This is a genomic window from Lentzea miocenica, assembly GCF_033949945.1.
GTDB classification, from domain to species: domain Bacteria; phylum Actinomycetota; class Actinomycetes; order Mycobacteriales; family Pseudonocardiaceae; genus Lentzea; species Lentzea miocenica.
Genome location: NZ_JAXAVW010000005.1, coordinates 98,549 through 114,810 on the forward strand (window position 1 = coordinate 98,549; position 16,262 = coordinate 114,810).

At 68.5% G+C, this 16,262-nt stretch carries 14 protein-coding genes and 1 pseudogene; 9 read left to right on the forward strand and 6 right to left on the reverse strand.

Going from position 1 to position 16,262, the window contains the following annotated elements:
• Window positions 1–141: 141 nt before the first annotated feature.
• Window positions 142–593: pseudogene (locus SK803_RS07955) on the forward strand (DUF4396 domain-containing protein).
• A 56-nt stretch (window positions 594–649) separates the two neighbouring features.
• Here the strand turns inward: SK803_RS07955 and SK803_RS07960 are convergent.
• Together SK803_RS07960 and SK803_RS07965 are read right to left on the reverse strand one after the other, a co-directional pair.
• Window positions 650–832 (reverse strand): hypothetical protein, encoded by a 183-nt coding sequence (locus SK803_RS07960; protein ID WP_319965151.1) that lies wholly within the window; start codon window positions 830–832, stop codon window positions 650–652.
• A gap of 65 nt (window positions 833–897) precedes the next feature.
• Complete coding sequence (locus SK803_RS07965; RefSeq protein WP_319965152.1) at window positions 898–1,347, reverse strand: hypothetical protein; 450 nt, start codon at window positions 1,345–1,347, stop codon at window positions 898–900.
• A gap of 173 nt (window positions 1,348–1,520) precedes the next feature.
• Between SK803_RS07965 and SK803_RS07970 the strand changes: the two genes are divergently transcribed.
• The 3 genes from SK803_RS07970 to SK803_RS07980 are packed head-to-tail and all read left to right on the forward strand — an operon-like array spanning window position 1,521 to window position 4,722.
• Window positions 1,521–3,797 (forward strand): glycosyl hydrolase family 18 protein, encoded by a 2,277-nt coding sequence (locus SK803_RS07970; protein WP_406601500.1) that lies wholly within the window; start codon window positions 1,521–1,523, stop codon window positions 3,795–3,797.
• A 57-nt stretch (window positions 3,798–3,854) separates the two neighbouring features.
• The gene (locus SK803_RS07975) at window positions 3,855–4,289 is read left to right on the forward strand and encodes a helix-turn-helix transcriptional regulator (RefSeq protein WP_406601497.1); all 435 of its coding nucleotides are present in this window, start codon (window positions 3,855–3,857) and stop codon (window positions 4,287–4,289) included.
• 10 nt (window positions 4,290–4,299) lie between these two features.
• Window positions 4,300–4,722 carry a VOC family protein gene (locus tag SK803_RS07980; protein ID WP_319965154.1) on the forward strand — a complete coding sequence of 141 codons (423 nt, stop codon included), beginning with the start codon at window positions 4,300–4,302 and terminating at the stop codon, window positions 4,720–4,722.
• A 38-nt stretch (window positions 4,723–4,760) separates the two neighbouring features.
• On the opposite strand, the gene SK803_RS07985 is transcribed toward SK803_RS07980, so the two are convergent.
• Entirely contained in the window at window positions 4,761–5,996 is a 1,236-nt protein-coding gene (locus SK803_RS07985; RefSeq protein ID WP_319965155.1) for an ABC transporter substrate-binding protein, read from the reverse strand.
• A gap of 149 nt (window positions 5,997–6,145) precedes the next feature.
• Between SK803_RS07985 and SK803_RS07990 the strand changes: the two genes are divergently transcribed.
• Both SK803_RS07990 and SK803_RS07995 read left to right on the forward strand, forming a co-directional pair.
• A complete protein-coding gene (locus tag SK803_RS07990; RefSeq protein ID WP_319965156.1) occupies window positions 6,146–7,399 on the forward strand; it encodes a sensor histidine kinase in 1,254 nt (417 codons plus the stop codon).
• Window positions 7,396–8,040: a response regulator transcription factor gene (locus SK803_RS07995; protein ID WP_319965157.1), complete on the forward strand. Its 645-nt coding sequence runs from the start codon at window positions 7,396–7,398 to the stop codon at window positions 8,038–8,040. Before SK803_RS07990 ends, SK803_RS07995 begins: the two co-directional genes overlap by 4 nt.
• A gap of 161 nt (window positions 8,041–8,201) precedes the next feature.
• On the opposite strand, the gene SK803_RS08000 is transcribed toward SK803_RS07995, so the two are convergent.
• The 3 genes from SK803_RS08000 to SK803_RS08010 are packed head-to-tail and all read right to left on the reverse strand — an operon-like array spanning window position 8,202 to window position 12,312.
• Complete coding sequence (locus SK803_RS08000; protein WP_319965158.1) at window positions 8,202–9,092, reverse strand: decaprenyl-phosphate phosphoribosyltransferase; 891 nt, start codon at window positions 9,090–9,092, stop codon at window positions 8,202–8,204.
• Window positions 9,089–9,592 carry a phosphatase PAP2 family protein gene (locus SK803_RS08005; RefSeq protein WP_319965159.1) on the reverse strand — a complete coding sequence of 168 codons (504 nt, stop codon included), beginning with the start codon at window positions 9,590–9,592 and terminating at the stop codon, window positions 9,089–9,091. Before SK803_RS08005 ends, SK803_RS08000 begins: the two co-directional genes overlap by 4 nt.
• The gene (locus SK803_RS08010) at window positions 9,589–12,312 is read right to left on the reverse strand and encodes an arabinosyltransferase domain-containing protein (RefSeq protein ID WP_319965160.1); all 2,724 of its coding nucleotides are present in this window, start codon (window positions 12,310–12,312) and stop codon (window positions 9,589–9,591) included. Before SK803_RS08010 ends, SK803_RS08005 begins: the two co-directional genes overlap by 4 nt.
• 234 nt (window positions 12,313–12,546) lie before the next feature.
• Between SK803_RS08010 and SK803_RS08015 the strand changes: the two genes are divergently transcribed.
• The 3 genes from SK803_RS08015 (at window position 12,547) to SK803_RS08025 (ending at window position 16,187) form a co-directional block, all read left to right on the forward strand.
• Entirely contained in the window at window positions 12,547–13,704 is a 1,158-nt protein-coding gene (locus tag SK803_RS08015) for a lipopolysaccharide biosynthesis protein (protein WP_319965161.1), read from the forward strand.
• Complete coding sequence (locus SK803_RS08020; RefSeq protein WP_319965162.1) at window positions 13,677–14,786, forward strand: glycosyltransferase family 4 protein; 1,110 nt, start codon at window positions 13,677–13,679, stop codon at window positions 14,784–14,786. The genes SK803_RS08015 and SK803_RS08020 overlap by 28 nt, the downstream gene beginning before the upstream one ends.
• Before the next feature lie 69 nt (window positions 14,787–14,855).
• Entirely contained in the window at window positions 14,856–16,187 is a 1,332-nt protein-coding gene (locus SK803_RS08025; RefSeq protein ID WP_319965163.1) for a ferredoxin reductase family protein, read from the forward strand.
• Window positions 16,188–16,262 lie beyond the last annotated feature (75 nt).

Below are 16,262 nucleotides of genomic sequence, written 5' to 3' on the forward strand. Positions count from 1 at the left end.
CCGCGACAGCGAAGACGAGCGCCCACAGCAACACCCACTGGGTGAGCCGGCGCCTCGTCATGTGGCACGCCATACCCGGAGCGCGGCTCGATACGAGTACCCCCTAGGGGTATAGTCGGCTCGACTCTGAAGGAGGGCGAGATGGACCACGCTCCCGCCGGTCTGACCCGGCAGGCGATCTCCGCGACGCTGCATGCCTCACCGGCTGCGCGATCGGCGAGGTGCTCGGCATGGTCATCGGCACGGCGCTGGGCTGGGGAAACCTCGCCACGATCGCGCTGGCCGTGGTGCTCGCGTTCGTGTTCGGCTACTCGCTGACCATCCGCCCGGTGCTGAGGTCGGGTCTCGCGTTCAAGGCGGCCCTGGGCGTGGCGCTGGCGGCGGACACGGTCTCGATCGCGGTGATGGAGATCGTCGACAACGCGGTGATGCTGCTCGTCCCCGGCGCGATGGAGGCGGGCCTCGCCAGCTGGCTGTTCTGGGCGGCGCTGGCGTTCTCGCTGGTCGTCGCGTTCGTGGTGACGGTGCCGGTGAACCGCTGGATGATCGGGCGCGGCAAGGGCCACGCGGTCGTCCACCAGCACCACCACTGACCCGAAAAGGGCCGGGGAGATCTCCCCGGCCCTTTCGCCTACTGATCCTTGGTCGCCTACTGGTCCTTGCCGTCGGGGGCCGCCACCAGCGTCGGCGGCTTCGTCGCCTCCGGCTGTTCCGAGGTCACGCGCGTCCCCTGGCCTTCGTCGTCACCCGTGGCCGCCGCTGCGGCGCCCACGCCCAGTACGAGTGCGGCCGCCGTGAGCCCCAGTGCGGCCGCGGTTTTCATTCTGAACAAAACAACCTCCCCAATTGGTTGATGAGTCCAGCGTGCCGCCGGCGGCTTGCAAGTTCCTTGTACGGTCAGCTCGCGGGGCTGAACCGCATGGTCCAGTTCTTCTCCCAGGTCTCGCCGCCGTCGTAGGAGAACGACTGCTCCCAGACCGGCTCCGCGCCCGGTGTCCAGTCGAACCGCACCTTCACCTCGTGCCCGCCGACCACGTCGTCGCCGAAGAACACCCCGTGCCCGTCGGTGAACCGGCCCTCCAGTGGCGGGTCGAGGTGGCCGGGAGCGCGGGTCGAGGCCCACCAGATGCGCCAGACGTCCGCGGCGGGGTCGTACTGACGCAGCGTCATGCCCTCCCATCCGTCGGCGAAGAAGCTGTCGATGATCGCCGCACCGCCCAGCAGTGGCCTGGCCTCGGCCGATGCCTCGAACTCGGTCCACGCGGTGCCGCGCCCGATGATGTCGTCGATCTTGCGGTTGGCCACTCGCCACTGTCCGTGCAGGAAATCGAAGTCGCTCGCGCTCATGCCGGTGACGCTAGATCGCTATCCCTGTCAACCGATGTCAGTGATCAAGGGATTGACGCAAAGGTCTGGACCATTTTACGGTTCCGGGCAGTGGCCGCCGCCCTAGCCAGGAGGTCCTTCCCTTGCGACTGCTCGCCAGAGTGGTCCCGGTGCTAGCACTGCTAGCCGGGACCGTGATAGCTGTGACCAACGCGCCCATCGCAGCCGCAGCCCACGAGGACTGCCGGCCGGACGGGCTGTACAAGACGCCGGGCGTCGACGTGCCCTACTGCACCGTCTACGACACGTCCGGCCGCGAGAACATGGGGTCCGACAAGTCCCGCCGCGTGATCGGGTACTTCACCAGCTGGCGGACCGGCAAGAACAACCAGCCGGCCTACCTCGCCAAGGACATCCCCTGGAACAAGGTCACGCACCTGAACTACGCGTTCGCGCACATCGACGCGCAGAACAAGATCTCGGTCGGTGCGAACGACGCCGGCAACTCGTCGATCGGGATGGAGTGGCCGGGCGTCCCTGGCGCCGAGATGGACCCGTCGCTGCCCTACAAGGGGCACTTCAACCAGCTCACGAAGTTCAAGAAGCAGAACCCGAACGTCAAGACGCTGATCTCCGTCGGCGGCTGGGCGGAGACCGGTGGCTTCTTCAACGCCGACGGCACGCGCAACGCGTCCGGCGGCTTCTACAAGCTCGGCCAGAACCAGGCCGCGATCGACACGTTCGCTGACAGCGTCGTCGGTTTCCTGCGCCAGTACGGCTTCAACGGCGCGGACATCGACTACGAGTACGCGACGTCGAACAACCACGCGGGCAACCCGGACGACTTCTGGATCTCCAACGCCAACCGCGGCTCCCTGTGGGCCGGCTACCAGGCGATCATGAAGACGCTGCGGGAGAAGCTCGACCGCGCCGGTGCCGCCGACGGCAAGCACTACATGTTGACCGCCGCCGTGCCCGCCTCGGGCTGGCTGCTGCGCGGCCAGGAGGCGTACCAGGTCGTCAAGTACCTCGACTACCTCAACGTCATGAGCTACGACCTGCACGGTTCGTGGAACCACTTCGTCGGCCCGAACGCCGCGCTCTACGACGACGGCAAGGACGGCGAGCTCTCGGCCGGTGGCGTGTACACGGCGCCGCAGTACGAGGGCATGGGTTACCTCAACACGGACTGGGCGTACCACTACTACCGCGGCGCCATGCAGGCCGGACGCATCAACATCGGTGTGCCGTTCTACTCGCGCGGCTGGCAGGGCGTCACCGGTGGCACGAACGGGTTGTGGGGCAAGGCGGCGCTGCCGAACCAGTCGCAGTGCCCGCCCGGCACCGGTTCCGCGGTCGGCTCGACCACGCCGTGCGGCAACGGCGCGGCCGGCATCGACAACATCTGGCACGACGTCACCGCCGGTGGCGCCGAGGTGCCGTCCGGCGTGAACCCGTTGTGGCACACCAAGAACCTCGAATCCAAGATCACCGGGTCGTACTCCTCGCAGTACGGCCTCGACCCGGTCAACGACCCGACGGACCGCCTGACCGGCACGTACACGCCGTACTACGACTCGACGCTGAAGTCGCCGTGGCTGTGGAACAACGACAAGAAGGTGTTCCTCTCCACCGAGACCGAGCAGTCGATCGCGGAGAAGGCCAAGTACGTCAAGGACAAGGGCCTCGGCGGCATCATGATCTGGGAGCTCGCCGGCGACTACCGGTACGACTCCGTCAAGAAGGAGTACTTCATCGGCGACACGCTGCTGTCGACCATCAACACCGGCCTGAACGGCGCCGCTCCCTACGGTGCCTTGAAGGCCTCGTCCCAGCAGACCCAGTCGCTGGCGGTCGACGTGGACGTCCACGGCTTCGCCTTGGGCGACAACAACTACCCGATCACGCCGAAGATCAAGTTCACGAACCGCTCGACCGTCACCATCCCCGGTGGCACGAAGATCGCGTTCGACTACGGCACCAGCGCGCCCGGCACCATGGCCGACCAGTCCGGGTTCGGGCTGAAGATCGTGTCGAAGGGCCACAGCGGCCCGAACGTCGGTGGCCTGAAGGGCGACTTCCAGAAGGCGGAGCTCACGCTGCCGTCGTGGCAGTCGCTGGCTCCCGGCGCGTCGATCGAGCTGACGGTCAGCTACCAGCTGCCGATCTCGACGCCGTCGAACTTCGTGTTCACGTTCGGCGGTCAGTCGTACGCCATCTCGGCCGACCACCCGCGGATCGGCGACGGCAACCCGCCGACGTCTTCGTCCACGACGACCACCACCACGACGACGACCACCTCGAACCCGCCGACCTGCGCGCTGCCCGCGTGGGAGACCGGCAAGATCTACAACGGTGGCAACGAGGTGTCGCACAAGGGCCGCAAGTGGAAGGCCCAGTGGTGGACGCAGAACGAGGAGCCCGGCACCACGGGTGAGTGGGGCGTCTGGCGCGACCAGGGCGCCTGCTAGTTCTAGTTGGATCCGTTGGTCAGGAAACTGTCAGGCGCGGGGCTTAGGCTGTCCGTCGTGACCGCCCAAGACCCGCGCCTGCAGGAGCTCGTCCTGCTCCGCAAGGTCCGCGACCGCATCGACCGCGAGTACCGCGAACCGCTCGACGTCGCGGCGCTGGCCCGCGGCGTGCACCTGTCCGCGGGCCATCTGAGCCGCGCCTTCCGCGCCGCGTTCGGCGAGTCGCCGTACAGCTACCTGATGACCCGCCGCATCGAACGGGCCATGACCCTGCTGCGGCGCGGCGACATGTCCGTCACCGACGTCTGCTTCGAGGTCGGCTGCACCTCGCTGGGCACGTTCAGCACGCGGTTCTCCGAGCTGGTCGGCATGTCGCCCAGCCAGTACAGGAAGGTCGCCGCCACCGACGGCCAGGGCATCCCGAACTGCCTGGCCAAGGCCGTCATGCGTCCGATCAGGAATCGAGAAGCGGCGGCCGGTTCGCCCGATTAGGTTGACCACCATGTCAGTCATCATCGCCGCGGCGTTCCTGCCGGCAGACGACCCCGAGAAGTCCCTCGGCTTCTTCCGCGACGCGCTCGGCTTCGAGGTCCGCCAGGACGTCGGCCAGGGCACCATGCGCTGGATCACCGTGGGCCCGCCCGACCAGCCGCAGACCGGCATCGTGCTGCACCCGCCCGCCGCCGACCCCGGCGTGAGCGAGGAGGAGCGCCGCACCATAGCCGTGCTCATGGCGAAGGGCGTCTACACGGCCATCTCGCTCGGCTCGGAGGACCTGCAGGACACGTTCGACCGCGCCAAGGCGTGGGTCGGGGAGTCGGGTGCGGGCGAGGTGCTGCAGGAGCCGGAGGACCAGCCTTGGGGAGTGCGGGACTGCGCGTTCCGCGACCCGGCCGGCAACCTGGTGCGCATCAACCAGCTGTGACCGTGGTGCCCGGCGCCGCCGGGCACCACACTCCGTGGCTAGCGGGCGCGCGTGCCCTTGAGCTTCACCAGCTCCGACTCGTAGAGGTTCTCCTCGACCTTCAGCGTGCCTGGCACCTTCGCGTCCGGCCGCGTCATGTACGACTGCGTGCTGGAAGGCCTTCCCACCAACGAGAACCGCAGCTCTCCCGTGAGGCTCTTGGTCTTGAGCGCGTTCGTGTCGTGGAACGCGCGCAACACTCCGTCGCGGGTCAGGTCCTTCTTGCCGCACGCCTTCTCCAGCACGGCCACGAAGGCCATCGCGACGGTGTAGCCGTGCACGGTGTTCAACGTGCCCTCCTCGCCGGAAAAGCGCTGGTGGTAAGCGTCGCGCAGCTCGCGGACGCCCTCCGCGTCGGCGCTCCACGGCGCGACCGGCGATGTGAGCAGTACCTGCTTGGCGAACACCGGGGCGACCGGCGACTGCATGATCGCCGGGTCGTAGCTGACGGCGCTGGACAGGACCGGCACGGTCCACCCGAGTTGTGCGGCGATGCCGACGGCGGCCGCGGTCTGCGGTGGGGTCAGGCTCAGGACCATCACCTTCGCGCCGGCCGCCTTCAAGGCGCTGACCTGCTCGGTGAGGTTCGCCGTGGTCTCGGTGACGGCTTGCTCGGCGATCTTCATGTCCCAGTTCTCGGCTACGAACCGGCTGCCTTCCAGCGCGTTGTCGCCGAAGCTGCCGCGCAGGTGGAGGTGTCCGATCGTGTCGCCGGCGGTGAGGACGCCCTTGCGCTTGTAGTAGTCGAGGCCGTTGATGATGTCGAGGTCGTATGTGGTGCCGACGATCATCATGTGCGGGTTGCCGAGCAGTGAGGCGGCCCATGAACCGGGCACGGTGAGCGCCCGCGTCTGCATCAGGTCGGGCTCGATGGCCGCGGTCATCGGCTGACCGGCCACGTCGATGAAACCCAGCACCTGGGGTTCGAGGTCGAAATAGCCGTCGAGCGCCTTCTGGACGTCGTAGGCGTGGTCCTTCTGCTTCAACTCGACGCGCCGGCCGCACACACCGCCGCGTTTGTTGACATCGTCCAGATAGAGCTCGTAGCCGCGGATGCGGAAAACCGACGACCCTTTGAACGGGCCTGTCATGTCTGTCAACACGCCGAGCGAGATCGATTCAGCAGTGACACCAGGACCTGATCGGACAGGTTGAGTCATCTGGTCATTCGACCCGCACGCGGTGAGCGCGCCGAGCAGTAGGGAAGAGGACAAGAAAAGGTGACGAATGGACATTTCACGCCTTGTCGCAGGAGAGGTTACTCGCAGGTAGCGGGAGTATTGGGTAACAGGTCCTCGCGCGTCCAATTTTGTGGTCCGAAACACCCCTGAGGGTGAATAGCTTCGATTACCGATGGAAAAAGCTCTCCGGGTACCGTGATCGGGTGGAAGAGCCCGTGTGGAACGAGTGGCGGCGGCCCGGTCCGACGCCCGCGCAACGGCGGCGCGACATCGGCATTGCCGTGCTGGTGCTGTTGTGCGCGATCGAGGTCACCACCCTGGTCAACAGCATGGGCGCCTACGTCTTCAGCGATCCGCCGGATCTGCCCGCGCAGCTCGCCTGGATGCTCGCGCTGTCCGTGCCCCTGGTCGTGCGCCGCCGCTATCCGCTGGCGGTCATGCTCGTGGTGTCGGCGTTGTTCATCGCCGCGCAGTGGTTCAAGGCCGGCGACACGCTGGTGCCGTCCGGGATCCTGTTCCTCGCGATCTTCACCGTCGGCGCGTGGGAGCAGAACCGCGTCGTGGCTCGTTGGTCTCGCATCGGCGTCATCGTCGCGATGTTCCTGTGGCTCGGCTTCAGCCTCGTGCGCGCTCTGCTCGGCCCCAGGGGTGAGTTCAAGGATGCCGCTGGGCCGATGGATCCGGTGCTCGCGTCGGTCCTCTACGGCCTTGAGTTCAACCTCTTCTTCTTCCTGTTCGCCTACGTGGTGGGCGAGATGGCGTGGTCGGCGGCCCGGCGGCAGGCTCAGCTCGAGTTCCAGGCGGAGGAGCTCCGGCGCTCGCAGGAGCAGAACACCCGCGGCGCCATCGCCGCCGAACGCATGCGCATCGCCCGCGACCTGCACGACGTGGTGGCGCACCACGTGTCCGTGATGGGCATCCAGGCCGGTGCCGCGCGCCGGGTCCTGGACTCCGATCCCGAGATGACGCGCGACGCGTTGCAGACCGTGGAACAGACCGCCCGGACCGCGATCAACGAACTGCGTGGCCTGCTCGGCGTGCTGCGGGCCGACTCTCAGGAGGAACTGCGGGCGGCGCCTGGCCTCGACGATCTGCCGGAGCTGTTCGACCACGCCCGTGCCGCAGGTCTGGACGTTTCGCACGGCGTGTACGGAGACCCTCGGGACGTGCCGTCTGGCGTGGCGTTGTCGGCATATCGGGTCGTGCAGGAAGCACTCACGAACGTGGTCAAGCACGCCGGTGCGCAACATGTCGACGTCCGGATGCGTTTCCTGGACAGCGCTTTGGAACTGGAGATCTCCGACGACGGCCGTGGCCGCGGCACGCCCGGTGCCGGCTTCGGGCTCGTGGGCATGCGCGAACGCGTCGCGGTACACGGCGGTTCGCTGGAAGCAGGACCACGGCGAGACGCGGGCTATCTGGTCCGTGCATCGCTGCCGACAGAGGAGAACGTGTGAGTCTGCGAGTCGTGCTGGCCGACGATCAGGACCTGGTCCGCGCGGGCTTTCGCGTCATCCTCGGCACCGAGCCCGGCATCGAGGTGGTCGGCGAGGCGGGCGACGGCGCCCAAGCCGTCGAACTGGTGGCGTCGCTGCGGCCGGACGTCGTGCTGATGGACGTCCAGATGCCGCGCATGGACGGCCTCCAAGCCACCCGCCAGATCCTTTCCGCCGGTCACGGCACCCGAGTGGTCATCCTGACGACGTTCGACCGCGAGGACTACCTGTTCGAGGCGCTGCAAGCAGGTGCGAGCGGGTTCCTGCTGAAGAACGCCTCCCCGGAGGACCTCGTCGAGTCCGTGCGGGTGGTGGCGCGCGGTGACGCGTTGCTGTCGCCCGAAGTGACACGGCGGGTGATCGCCCGGTTCAGCACCGCCCGCGAACGCACCAGGCCGCCGTCGCTGACCGACCGCGAGTTCGAGGTGCTGGTCGAGCTGGCCAAGGGCGCGTCCAACGCGGAGATCGCCGCCACGTTGTTCCTGGGCGAGACGACGGTGAAGACGCACGTCTCGCGGGTGCTGACGAAGCTCGGGCTACGCGATCGCACGCACGCCGTGGTGTTCGCCTACGAACAGGGCATCGTCACGCCGGGCGGCTGAGCTGGGCCTGCGCAACGCGGATGGCCCACGTTCGGGACGGGGCCCGCCTCACGGGCACGGCACCGTGAGGCCGTGCCCGTGGCTGGTCCGTGTTTGCTGAGTGACCGGTGTGAGAAGTGTTCGTCGCTGTGCGGATCAGGCGCCACGCGGGGCATCGAGGGTCAGAGGTAGATGGCCAGTGCGACGGTGGTGACCCAGGCCAGGCCGAGGGACTGCAGGACGCGGTCGGAGCGGGCCAGATCGTCCGGGGCGCCTGCCTTGCCGCTGTCGACGTCGACGGCGTAACGCAGGACGGCGATGACGAACGGGATCATGGACAGCGCCGCCCACGGGCTGCCGGTGCGCTGGCCCAGTTCGAACGCCCACAGGCCGTAGGTCATGTTCATGACCGCGGCCGAGGTGGCCCAGACGAACCGCAGGTAGGTCTCGGAGTACTTGGTCAGCGAGTGGCGGATCGCCGCGCCGGTGGCGTGGAAGAGCTTGATCTCCGCGTACCGCTTGCCCGCCACGATGAAAAGTGATCCGAAGGCCGTCACGAGCAGGAACCACTGGCTGGGCGCGATGTCCGCGCCCAGCCCGCCCGCGATGCTGCGGAGCAGGAATCCAGAGGCGACCACGCAGAGTTCGAGCACCGGCTGGTGTTTCAGGCCGAAGCAGTAGGCCAGCTGGACCGCCAGGTAGACGGCCATCAGCACGAGGAGTTTCCAGCCCGCCACCGCGCCGATCGTCAGTGACGCGGCCATCAGCACGCCGGCTGTGCCGAAGGCGAGTGGGACGGGCACGATGCCCGCCGCGATCGGCCGGTCGCGTTTCTTCGGGTGGGCGCGGTCGGCTTCCGCGTCTTTCGCGTCGTTGACCAGGTACACGGCCGATGCGGCGCAGCAGAAGGCCACGAAAGCGAGCCCCGCCGAGCGCAGCACGGCCGTTTCCGCGATTCTGCTCGACGCGAAGGGCGCGGCCAGCACGAGAACGTTCTTCACCCATTGGTGCGGGCGGGCGGTCCTGATCAGTCCACGAACGACTGACGGCCTGGTCTCGGTCGCCACGGTCATCGACGACCCCACACGATGCGGCGCACGCCACGTGCCACCACGGCACCCAGCACGGCGCCGGCCAGCACGTCGGTCGGGTAGTGCACGCCCAGCACCAGCCTGCTGATCACCATGGGCGGCACCAGGATCGGTACCAGCGGCTGGTTGGTCAGCGCGCCGTAGGCGACCGCCGCGGTCGTGGTGGAGGTCGCGTGCGACGACGGGAAGCTCAGCTTGCTCGGCGTGCCCGCGAGCACCAGGACGCCCGCGTGGTGCGGACGTCTGCGGCGCACCACGCGTTTCACCACGATGGACGTCGCGTGCGCGGCCACCACGGAGGTGGCCGCGACCGTCCATTCCGGACGGCGCCGGCGGTCGACGAGCCAGCCCGCGACGCCCAGCAACACCCAGCCGGCGCTGTGTTCGCCGAAGAACGACAGCATGCGGGCTGCGCGCACCACTGGCTTTTTGGCGAGCGCCGACTGCACGGCGATCAGTGCCGCCGCTTCACGATCGCTCATCGGATGCCTTCCCAACCCATGCGGGTCTGGCTGTCGTGGGTGAGGGTGTACTGACCGGTCTCGTGGAGCGGCTTGGTCTGGTACACCTGGATCGGGTAGGCGCCGGGGAAGTCCCGCATTCGCACCGGCAAGGCGGTGACCTCCTGGGTGGCGAGGACATCGCCGAACAACGCGCCGCGCACGGGTTGCCAGGTCGCGTCGGTCAGGCCGAGCCACTGCGTGTTGCCGTACTGCACGGCGTACGAGATCGGCTCGATCACGCCGTTCTGGACGCGCGGCTGGCGCTGGCAGGGGAACAGGAACGCGAACTGCCACGCCACGCCCACAGCCGATTCACGGGGCAGGAACTCCCGCAGCGGCAGGTACTTCTGCGCGGCGGGCGGGGTGAACTCGCCCTCGCCGGTCAGCCGCACCTGCGTCGCGCCCGCCGGTGCCGGTGGCAGCACGAGCGTGCGGCGAAGGGTGCTGTCCACGCCGTCGGTGAGCTTGCCGGTGCTGAGCACCTCGGCGTTCGACGTCGCGTACTCGTAGGTGACCGGTGCGGGCTTGCCGGTGACGACGGTGGCGAGCTGGTCGGTCTGGATCGCGAACCACCTGTCCGGCAACGGGACCAGCGGCCGCGGTGTCGCCACCTCGATCGCGTCCGCCGCGGCGCAGCGAGCGGCGAGCGGGTCCTGGACGCTCGCCGCCCACGGCGACCACGTGTCCAGCGTGCGCGCGGTCGCGACCGCGAACCCGCCCACCAGATACGTGATGTTGGCCGCGAAGAACATCACGACCACGACCGGTATCGCGATGACCGGGGCGTAGGAACCCTTGCCGCGGCGGTGCAGGACGAACGCCACGACGGCGATCAGCAGGAGCCACCAGTAGGGCTTGTCGAACTTGAGCACCGACACGTGCGGTGGGACGCCCGCGGACGGCAGGCCGAGGTGCCACGAGTACGGCCACAGGTTGGCGCCGTGCCCGGCCAGGCCGAGCATCGCGACGACGCTGACGACGCCGCCGAGCAGCACCGGTACCGGCACGCGGCGGTCGTTGGTCAGCTCACGGATCAACGGCACCGAGGACAGCAGCATCAGCGCGAGGAACACCGAGCCGATCCCGGCGAGGCTGCCGAAGTGGTGCGTCCACTTGCTCGGGGTGAACCACAGCAGGAAGAACGCGAACAGCGTCGACCAGCCTGCCAGTGCTAGCCGCGGCGGTACGTCGATCCGGCGTGCCCGAGCGGCCGTGACCAGCACGACGAACCAGACCAGCAGGACGACGCACACCAGCACCGGTGCCCGCTTGGCGTAGTTGGCCATGGCGTCGCCCTGGTTGAGCAGGAACATCCATCGGGCGAACTCCGTGTACCAGGTGTCGGAGCCGGCCATCTTCTTGAAGATCTCCTGTGCGTACAGGAAATCCCGCAGGGCGCCGTCGCTGAACGCCATGATCATCGCGACCGCGGCGGGGGAGAGCACCGCGAGTGTTCGAGCCACGATCGTGCGCCAGCCCGCGTCCTTCGTCAGGAGCTTCCACGCGAACGGCAGGCCGGCCAGCAGCGGCGCGAGGGTGGTGAAACCGGTGGGGTGCGCGAAGAACCCGATGGCCGCGATGCCGACGGCCGCGCCCAGCAACGCCAGTCGTTGCCGTTCGACCGCGACCGTCACCGCGAGCAGTGCGAGCATGCCGCACATCGTCACGACGCCCTCAGGCCGCACGCCCATGTCCAGCGGCAGCCACCACACCAGGAACGCCGCGCCCAGCACGACTCCGCTGAACCTTCCGGTGAACTTCCCTGTCACGTAATGACGTGCGGCGAACCAGGTCACGAGGCCGAACAGCAGTGCCGGGATGCGCAGCACCACCGGGGCGAAGCCGAACACCTGCCATTTGGCGAGGAAGTAGTAGAACCAGGAGAACGGGGTGAAGCCCTGGTTGAGGATCTGGTAGTAGTTGCCGACATAGCCCTCGAACGGCACGTTCTTGGCCATCGCGCTGTAGTAGCCGTCGTCGTCGGACATCGGCGCCAGGAACAGCCAGAGCAGCATGATCGCGGGCACGACCAGGTCGATCGGGCTCAGCCGCAAGCGGAACCCGCCCGGCTCGCGCCGCACCCGCCGGTCCAGCAGCACGAGACAGGCGAACGCGGTCGCCGCGGCCAGCGCGAGCAGCACCATCAGCAGGATCTTGAGCGGTGCGGGGCTGGTGCTGAACTGGTCGTCCACCCGGATCCGCACGGACAGGTCAGCACCGGCCAGGCTGGTGATCGAGGTGGCGAGCACGTGCACGTCCGGCATGGCCGCGGATCGGCCGATCTCCGTGCCGTCCCGCAGGATGCTCAGCCCGCCGCGGTCGCCGCGGATCTGGTAGGTGCAGTCGCCCGCGGGCACCGGCTCGTCCACCGTGGCGACGCCGCTGATCAGCAGACGGCCGTTCGCGGCCTGGACGACGAGACCGCGCTGCCCGGCGGCCGCGGGATCGATCGTCGCGAACACGACGCCACCACTGGCCTGCGCGGCCCGCACGGCTCCGCAGCCGAAGCGTGCGTCCATCTCGAATGGACGGTAGGCGCTGAGTGCGAGCATGGTGGAACGCGGCGCCGACGCGGTCGCCGGCCAGCTCACGGTCGGATCGTTGATCGTCACGGGCGCGAGCGGCATCAGCGCCGACAACAGCACGGTGAGAGCGCCCGACACGACCGCGACAGCCAGCAACCGTCTCTTCTTCGGCACGGGCGGAGCTGTGGTGGAGGGCGCCTCAGGCGTCTCGGGGGCGAGCGGAATCGTTTCTGTCGTCACGCGCCGTTGTCCTAGGGGGGTTCGGATGGGGCGAGGCGTCAGAAGCTAGCCACCGCCCGTTACGCGGAGAGACTGAGCGGACCACGCTTTGCTACATCTGCGTTGCCATGACCCGGATTCGTGTTACGGATGGGAAAACCGCCAAGTCGAGGCCGATATCGTCCGCGCATGGTTCGTGCGCTCAGCTTCGTCGGGGTGTGCGTCGTCCTGTCCGGACTGCTGGTCAACACCTACCTCGCGGTTGTAGCACGCAACGTCTCACCCGCGGAGTACAGCGACTTCGGCGCGTTCTGGTCTATCGCGCTGCTCGTCGGGTTCGGTGCTTTCCTTCCGGTGGAACAGGAACTGGCGCGCCTCGGTCCGCGCGCGCTGCGCTCGGCCGCCGTGGTCGCGCTCGCGATGGCGGCCGTCGAGTGCGCGTTCGCCGTCTTCGTGTCACCCGCCGTCGCGGTGCTCTGCTTCCTGTCCGCGGGGCAGTTCCTGGTGCGGGGAGCGCTGATCGGCAGCGGGAAGCTGGCCTGGCACGGCGGCCTGCTGGTGGTCGACACCGCTTTGCGCGTGGTGTTCGCGCTGCTCGCCGGGTGGCTGGGGGCCACGACGAGCGCGCAGTTCGAGTGGACACTCGTGGCGGCGGTCGCGGTGGCGCACCTCCCGGTGCTGGCCGCCATCTGGTGGCAGGAAGACAACGTGGTACCCGTGCGCGACATCGCGCGCGCGATCTCACCGTTGCTAGTCGGGTCTGTGTGCGCACAGCTGCTGCTCAACGGCATCCCGGTGCTGGTGACCGCGATCGCCGCTCCGGACGAACGCGCGAGAGCCGGCGTGTTCCTCGCGGCGTTCCTGCTCGCCAGGGTCCCGCTCTTCGTCGCGGTTCCGTTGCAGACAGCGCTGTTGCCGGTGATGACAGGACAGCCGATCCGCAAGATCGTGACGCGTCTGGCCGTGGTGCTCGCGCTCGTCGGTGCCGCGGGGGTTGCCCTGGCGTTCACGATCGGCCCGTGGCTGGTGCGGCTCGTGTTCGGTCCCGCCTACGTCGTGTCCTCGGTGGACATCGCGCTGATCGCACTCGGCGTCGTCGCCCACCTCGGGTTGATCGTCACCACCCAGGCCCTGGTCGCGGGCGCATTGCACAAGCGGGTCGCGTGGAGCTGGCTCTCGGGTGTCCTGGCGGCGGCGGTGACGTTCGCTCTCATCCCGGATCTGTTGCTGCGCGCGGAGATCGCGTTCCTCACCGGATCACTCGTCGGCTGGCTCGCCGGAGTCCGCCTGCTCATTCCCCCACGACAGGAGAGCGAACTGTGCTCGACGACCTCGTCATCGCCCTGACCTACTACACGCCGTACGTGTCGGGCCTGACCAACTTCGCGCGCGACGTCGCGGAGGGGCTCGCCGAGCGCGGGAAACGCGTCCGCGTGGTCACCACCCGGCACGACCCGTCACTGCCGCACGAGGAGACGATCAACGGTGTGCGGGTGAGCCGCGCGCCGGTGCTCGCCAGGCTCGGCAAGGGCGTGATCAGCCCTGCGTTCGCCACGATGGTGCGCGAGGCCTCGGCGAACGCCCGCGTGCTCAACCTCCACCTGCCCATGCTCGAGGCCGGCCCGGTGGCGGCGCTCGCGAAGTGCCCGGTCGTCGTGACCTACCACTGCGACGTCAGCCTGCCGCCCGGCCTGGTGAACACGCTGCAGGGCAGGGTGATCGACGCGTCCAGCCGGCTCGCGATGCGGCGCGCGGCCGCCGTGGCGGTGACCAGCGAGGACTACGCGCGCGAGAGCAGGCTGTGGCCGTCGATCCGCCCGCACATGGCGGCCGTGCCGCCGCCGTGCCGTCCGGTCCCCGAGGGTGCCCCGAAGTTCCGCGACGGCGACGGCCTGCACGTCGGGTTCCTCGGCCGGATCGTGGAGGAGAAGGGCGTCGAGCACCTGGTCGACGGCTTCCGCGCGCTGGACGACCCGTCCGCACGGCTGCTGATCGGCGGCGACTTCGGCAACGTCGCGGGCGGCAGCGTCATCGCCCGCGTGCGGGAGCACATCGCCGGCGACCCGCGGATCAAGCTGCTCGGGTTCGTGCCCGACGAGGACCTCGGCGACTTCTACGCCTCGCTGGACGTCTTCGCGCTGCCGTCGGTGAACGCGTTCGAAGCGTTCGGCATCGTGCAGGTCGTCGCCATGCTCGCGGGAGTACCGGTGCTGGCGAGCGACCTGCCCGGCGTGCGCATTCCGGTGCGGGAAACGGGTTTCGGGCTCATCGTGCCTCCCGGTGACGCGGCCGCCATCACCGCAGGGCTGCGGTCGCTGCGCGATCAGCCGCCGGTCTCCGACGGAACGGCGGCGGCGAAGTTCAGCGTTCCGGCCGTGCTCGACGCCTTCGAAGCGCTGTTCGAGAAACACGCTCTGCCGGCGGGGTGATCGAGCACCACCGGACGGCGAACCGAGCCATACTGTCCCGGCTTCACATCGCCGGGAGAGGTGGCTCAGGTGACGACGAACCAGCGCGTTCGCAGTGGTTTGGCCCCGGTCGTCCAGGCGCGGCTGGCGCTGTGGACGTTCGTCGTCGTCAACGTGGCGATCATCGAGTTCCTGTTCCTGACCGCGGGCAAGGGCAAGAACGAGGTTCTCACCGTCGCCAAGTTCTTCGGCCTGCACGCCGCGCTGATCATGATGTGTCAGTTGCTGCTGGTGGCCAGGCTGCCGTGGCTGGACCGGCGCATCGGCATGGACCGCCTCACGGTGTGGCACCGGTGGGTCGGTTTCACGCTGCTGTGGACGGTGCTTACGCACGCCACGATCGTCGTCCTCGGGTACGCGACGCTGGACAACGCGTCGATGGGGAAGACGTTCCTCGCTCTGGCGGGCGTTCCCGCCTCGCTGCTGGGCATGCTCGCGGCCACCACCATCGTGGTGATCGGGGTCGTCTCGACGCGGGCCGTCCGGCGACGTCTGCAGTACGAGACCTGGCACGGCCTGCACCTGTTGCTGTACGTGGCGCTGGGTCTGGCGTTCGTGCACCAGTTGATCGAGACCACGACGTTCAAGTCCTCGGTGTTCGCGATGGTCTACTGGTGGGCGCTGTGGCTGTTCGCCTTCGGTTCGCTGGTCGTCGGGCGGATCGTGAGGCCGCTGATCCTCAACTCCCGCCACCAGTTCCGGGTCGCTGCCGTGGTGCCGGAGTCGCCCAGCGCGGTGTCGGTGTACGTGACCGGCCGCGACCTCGACCGGCTGCCCGCCATGGCCGGTCAGTTCTGCATCTGGCGGTTCCCCGGACACCGCCACTGGTGGCTCGCGAACCCGTTCTCGCTGTCCGCCGCGCCCGACGGACGCACGCTGCGGCTCACCGCCAAGGCCGTCGGCAAGGGCAGCGCGGGTCTGCGCACCCTGCAGGTCGGGTCCCGTGTGTTCGTGGAGGGCCCGTACGGGGCGTTCACGTCACTGCACCGAACCCGGCCGGGCGTGTTGCTGATCGCCGGCGGTGTCGGGGTCACGCCCATCCGCTCCCTGCTGCAGGAGCACACACCCGGCGACTTCGTCGTGCTCTACCGGGTGCGCGACGAGCGCGATGCCGTGCTGCTCAACGAGCTGCGGCAACTCGTGCAGGCCCGCCGCGGGCGACTGCACCTGCTGACCGGCAGGACCGGCCAGGGAGCCCGGCCGTTCGAACCGGGAGCGTTGCACCAGCTGGTACCGGACGTAGTGCACCGCGACGTGTACGTCTGCGGTCCGCCCGCGATGACCGCGGCCGTGCTGAGCGGCCTGCGTGCCTTGAACGTGCCGAACGGTCAGGTGCACGCCGAGAAGTTCGGCCTGGCCTGACGTACGCAATCTGACGTACGCGAGATCAGAGTGTGAGCGGATGATGCGGGCGCTCGTGGTCGCGAGAGTAAGACG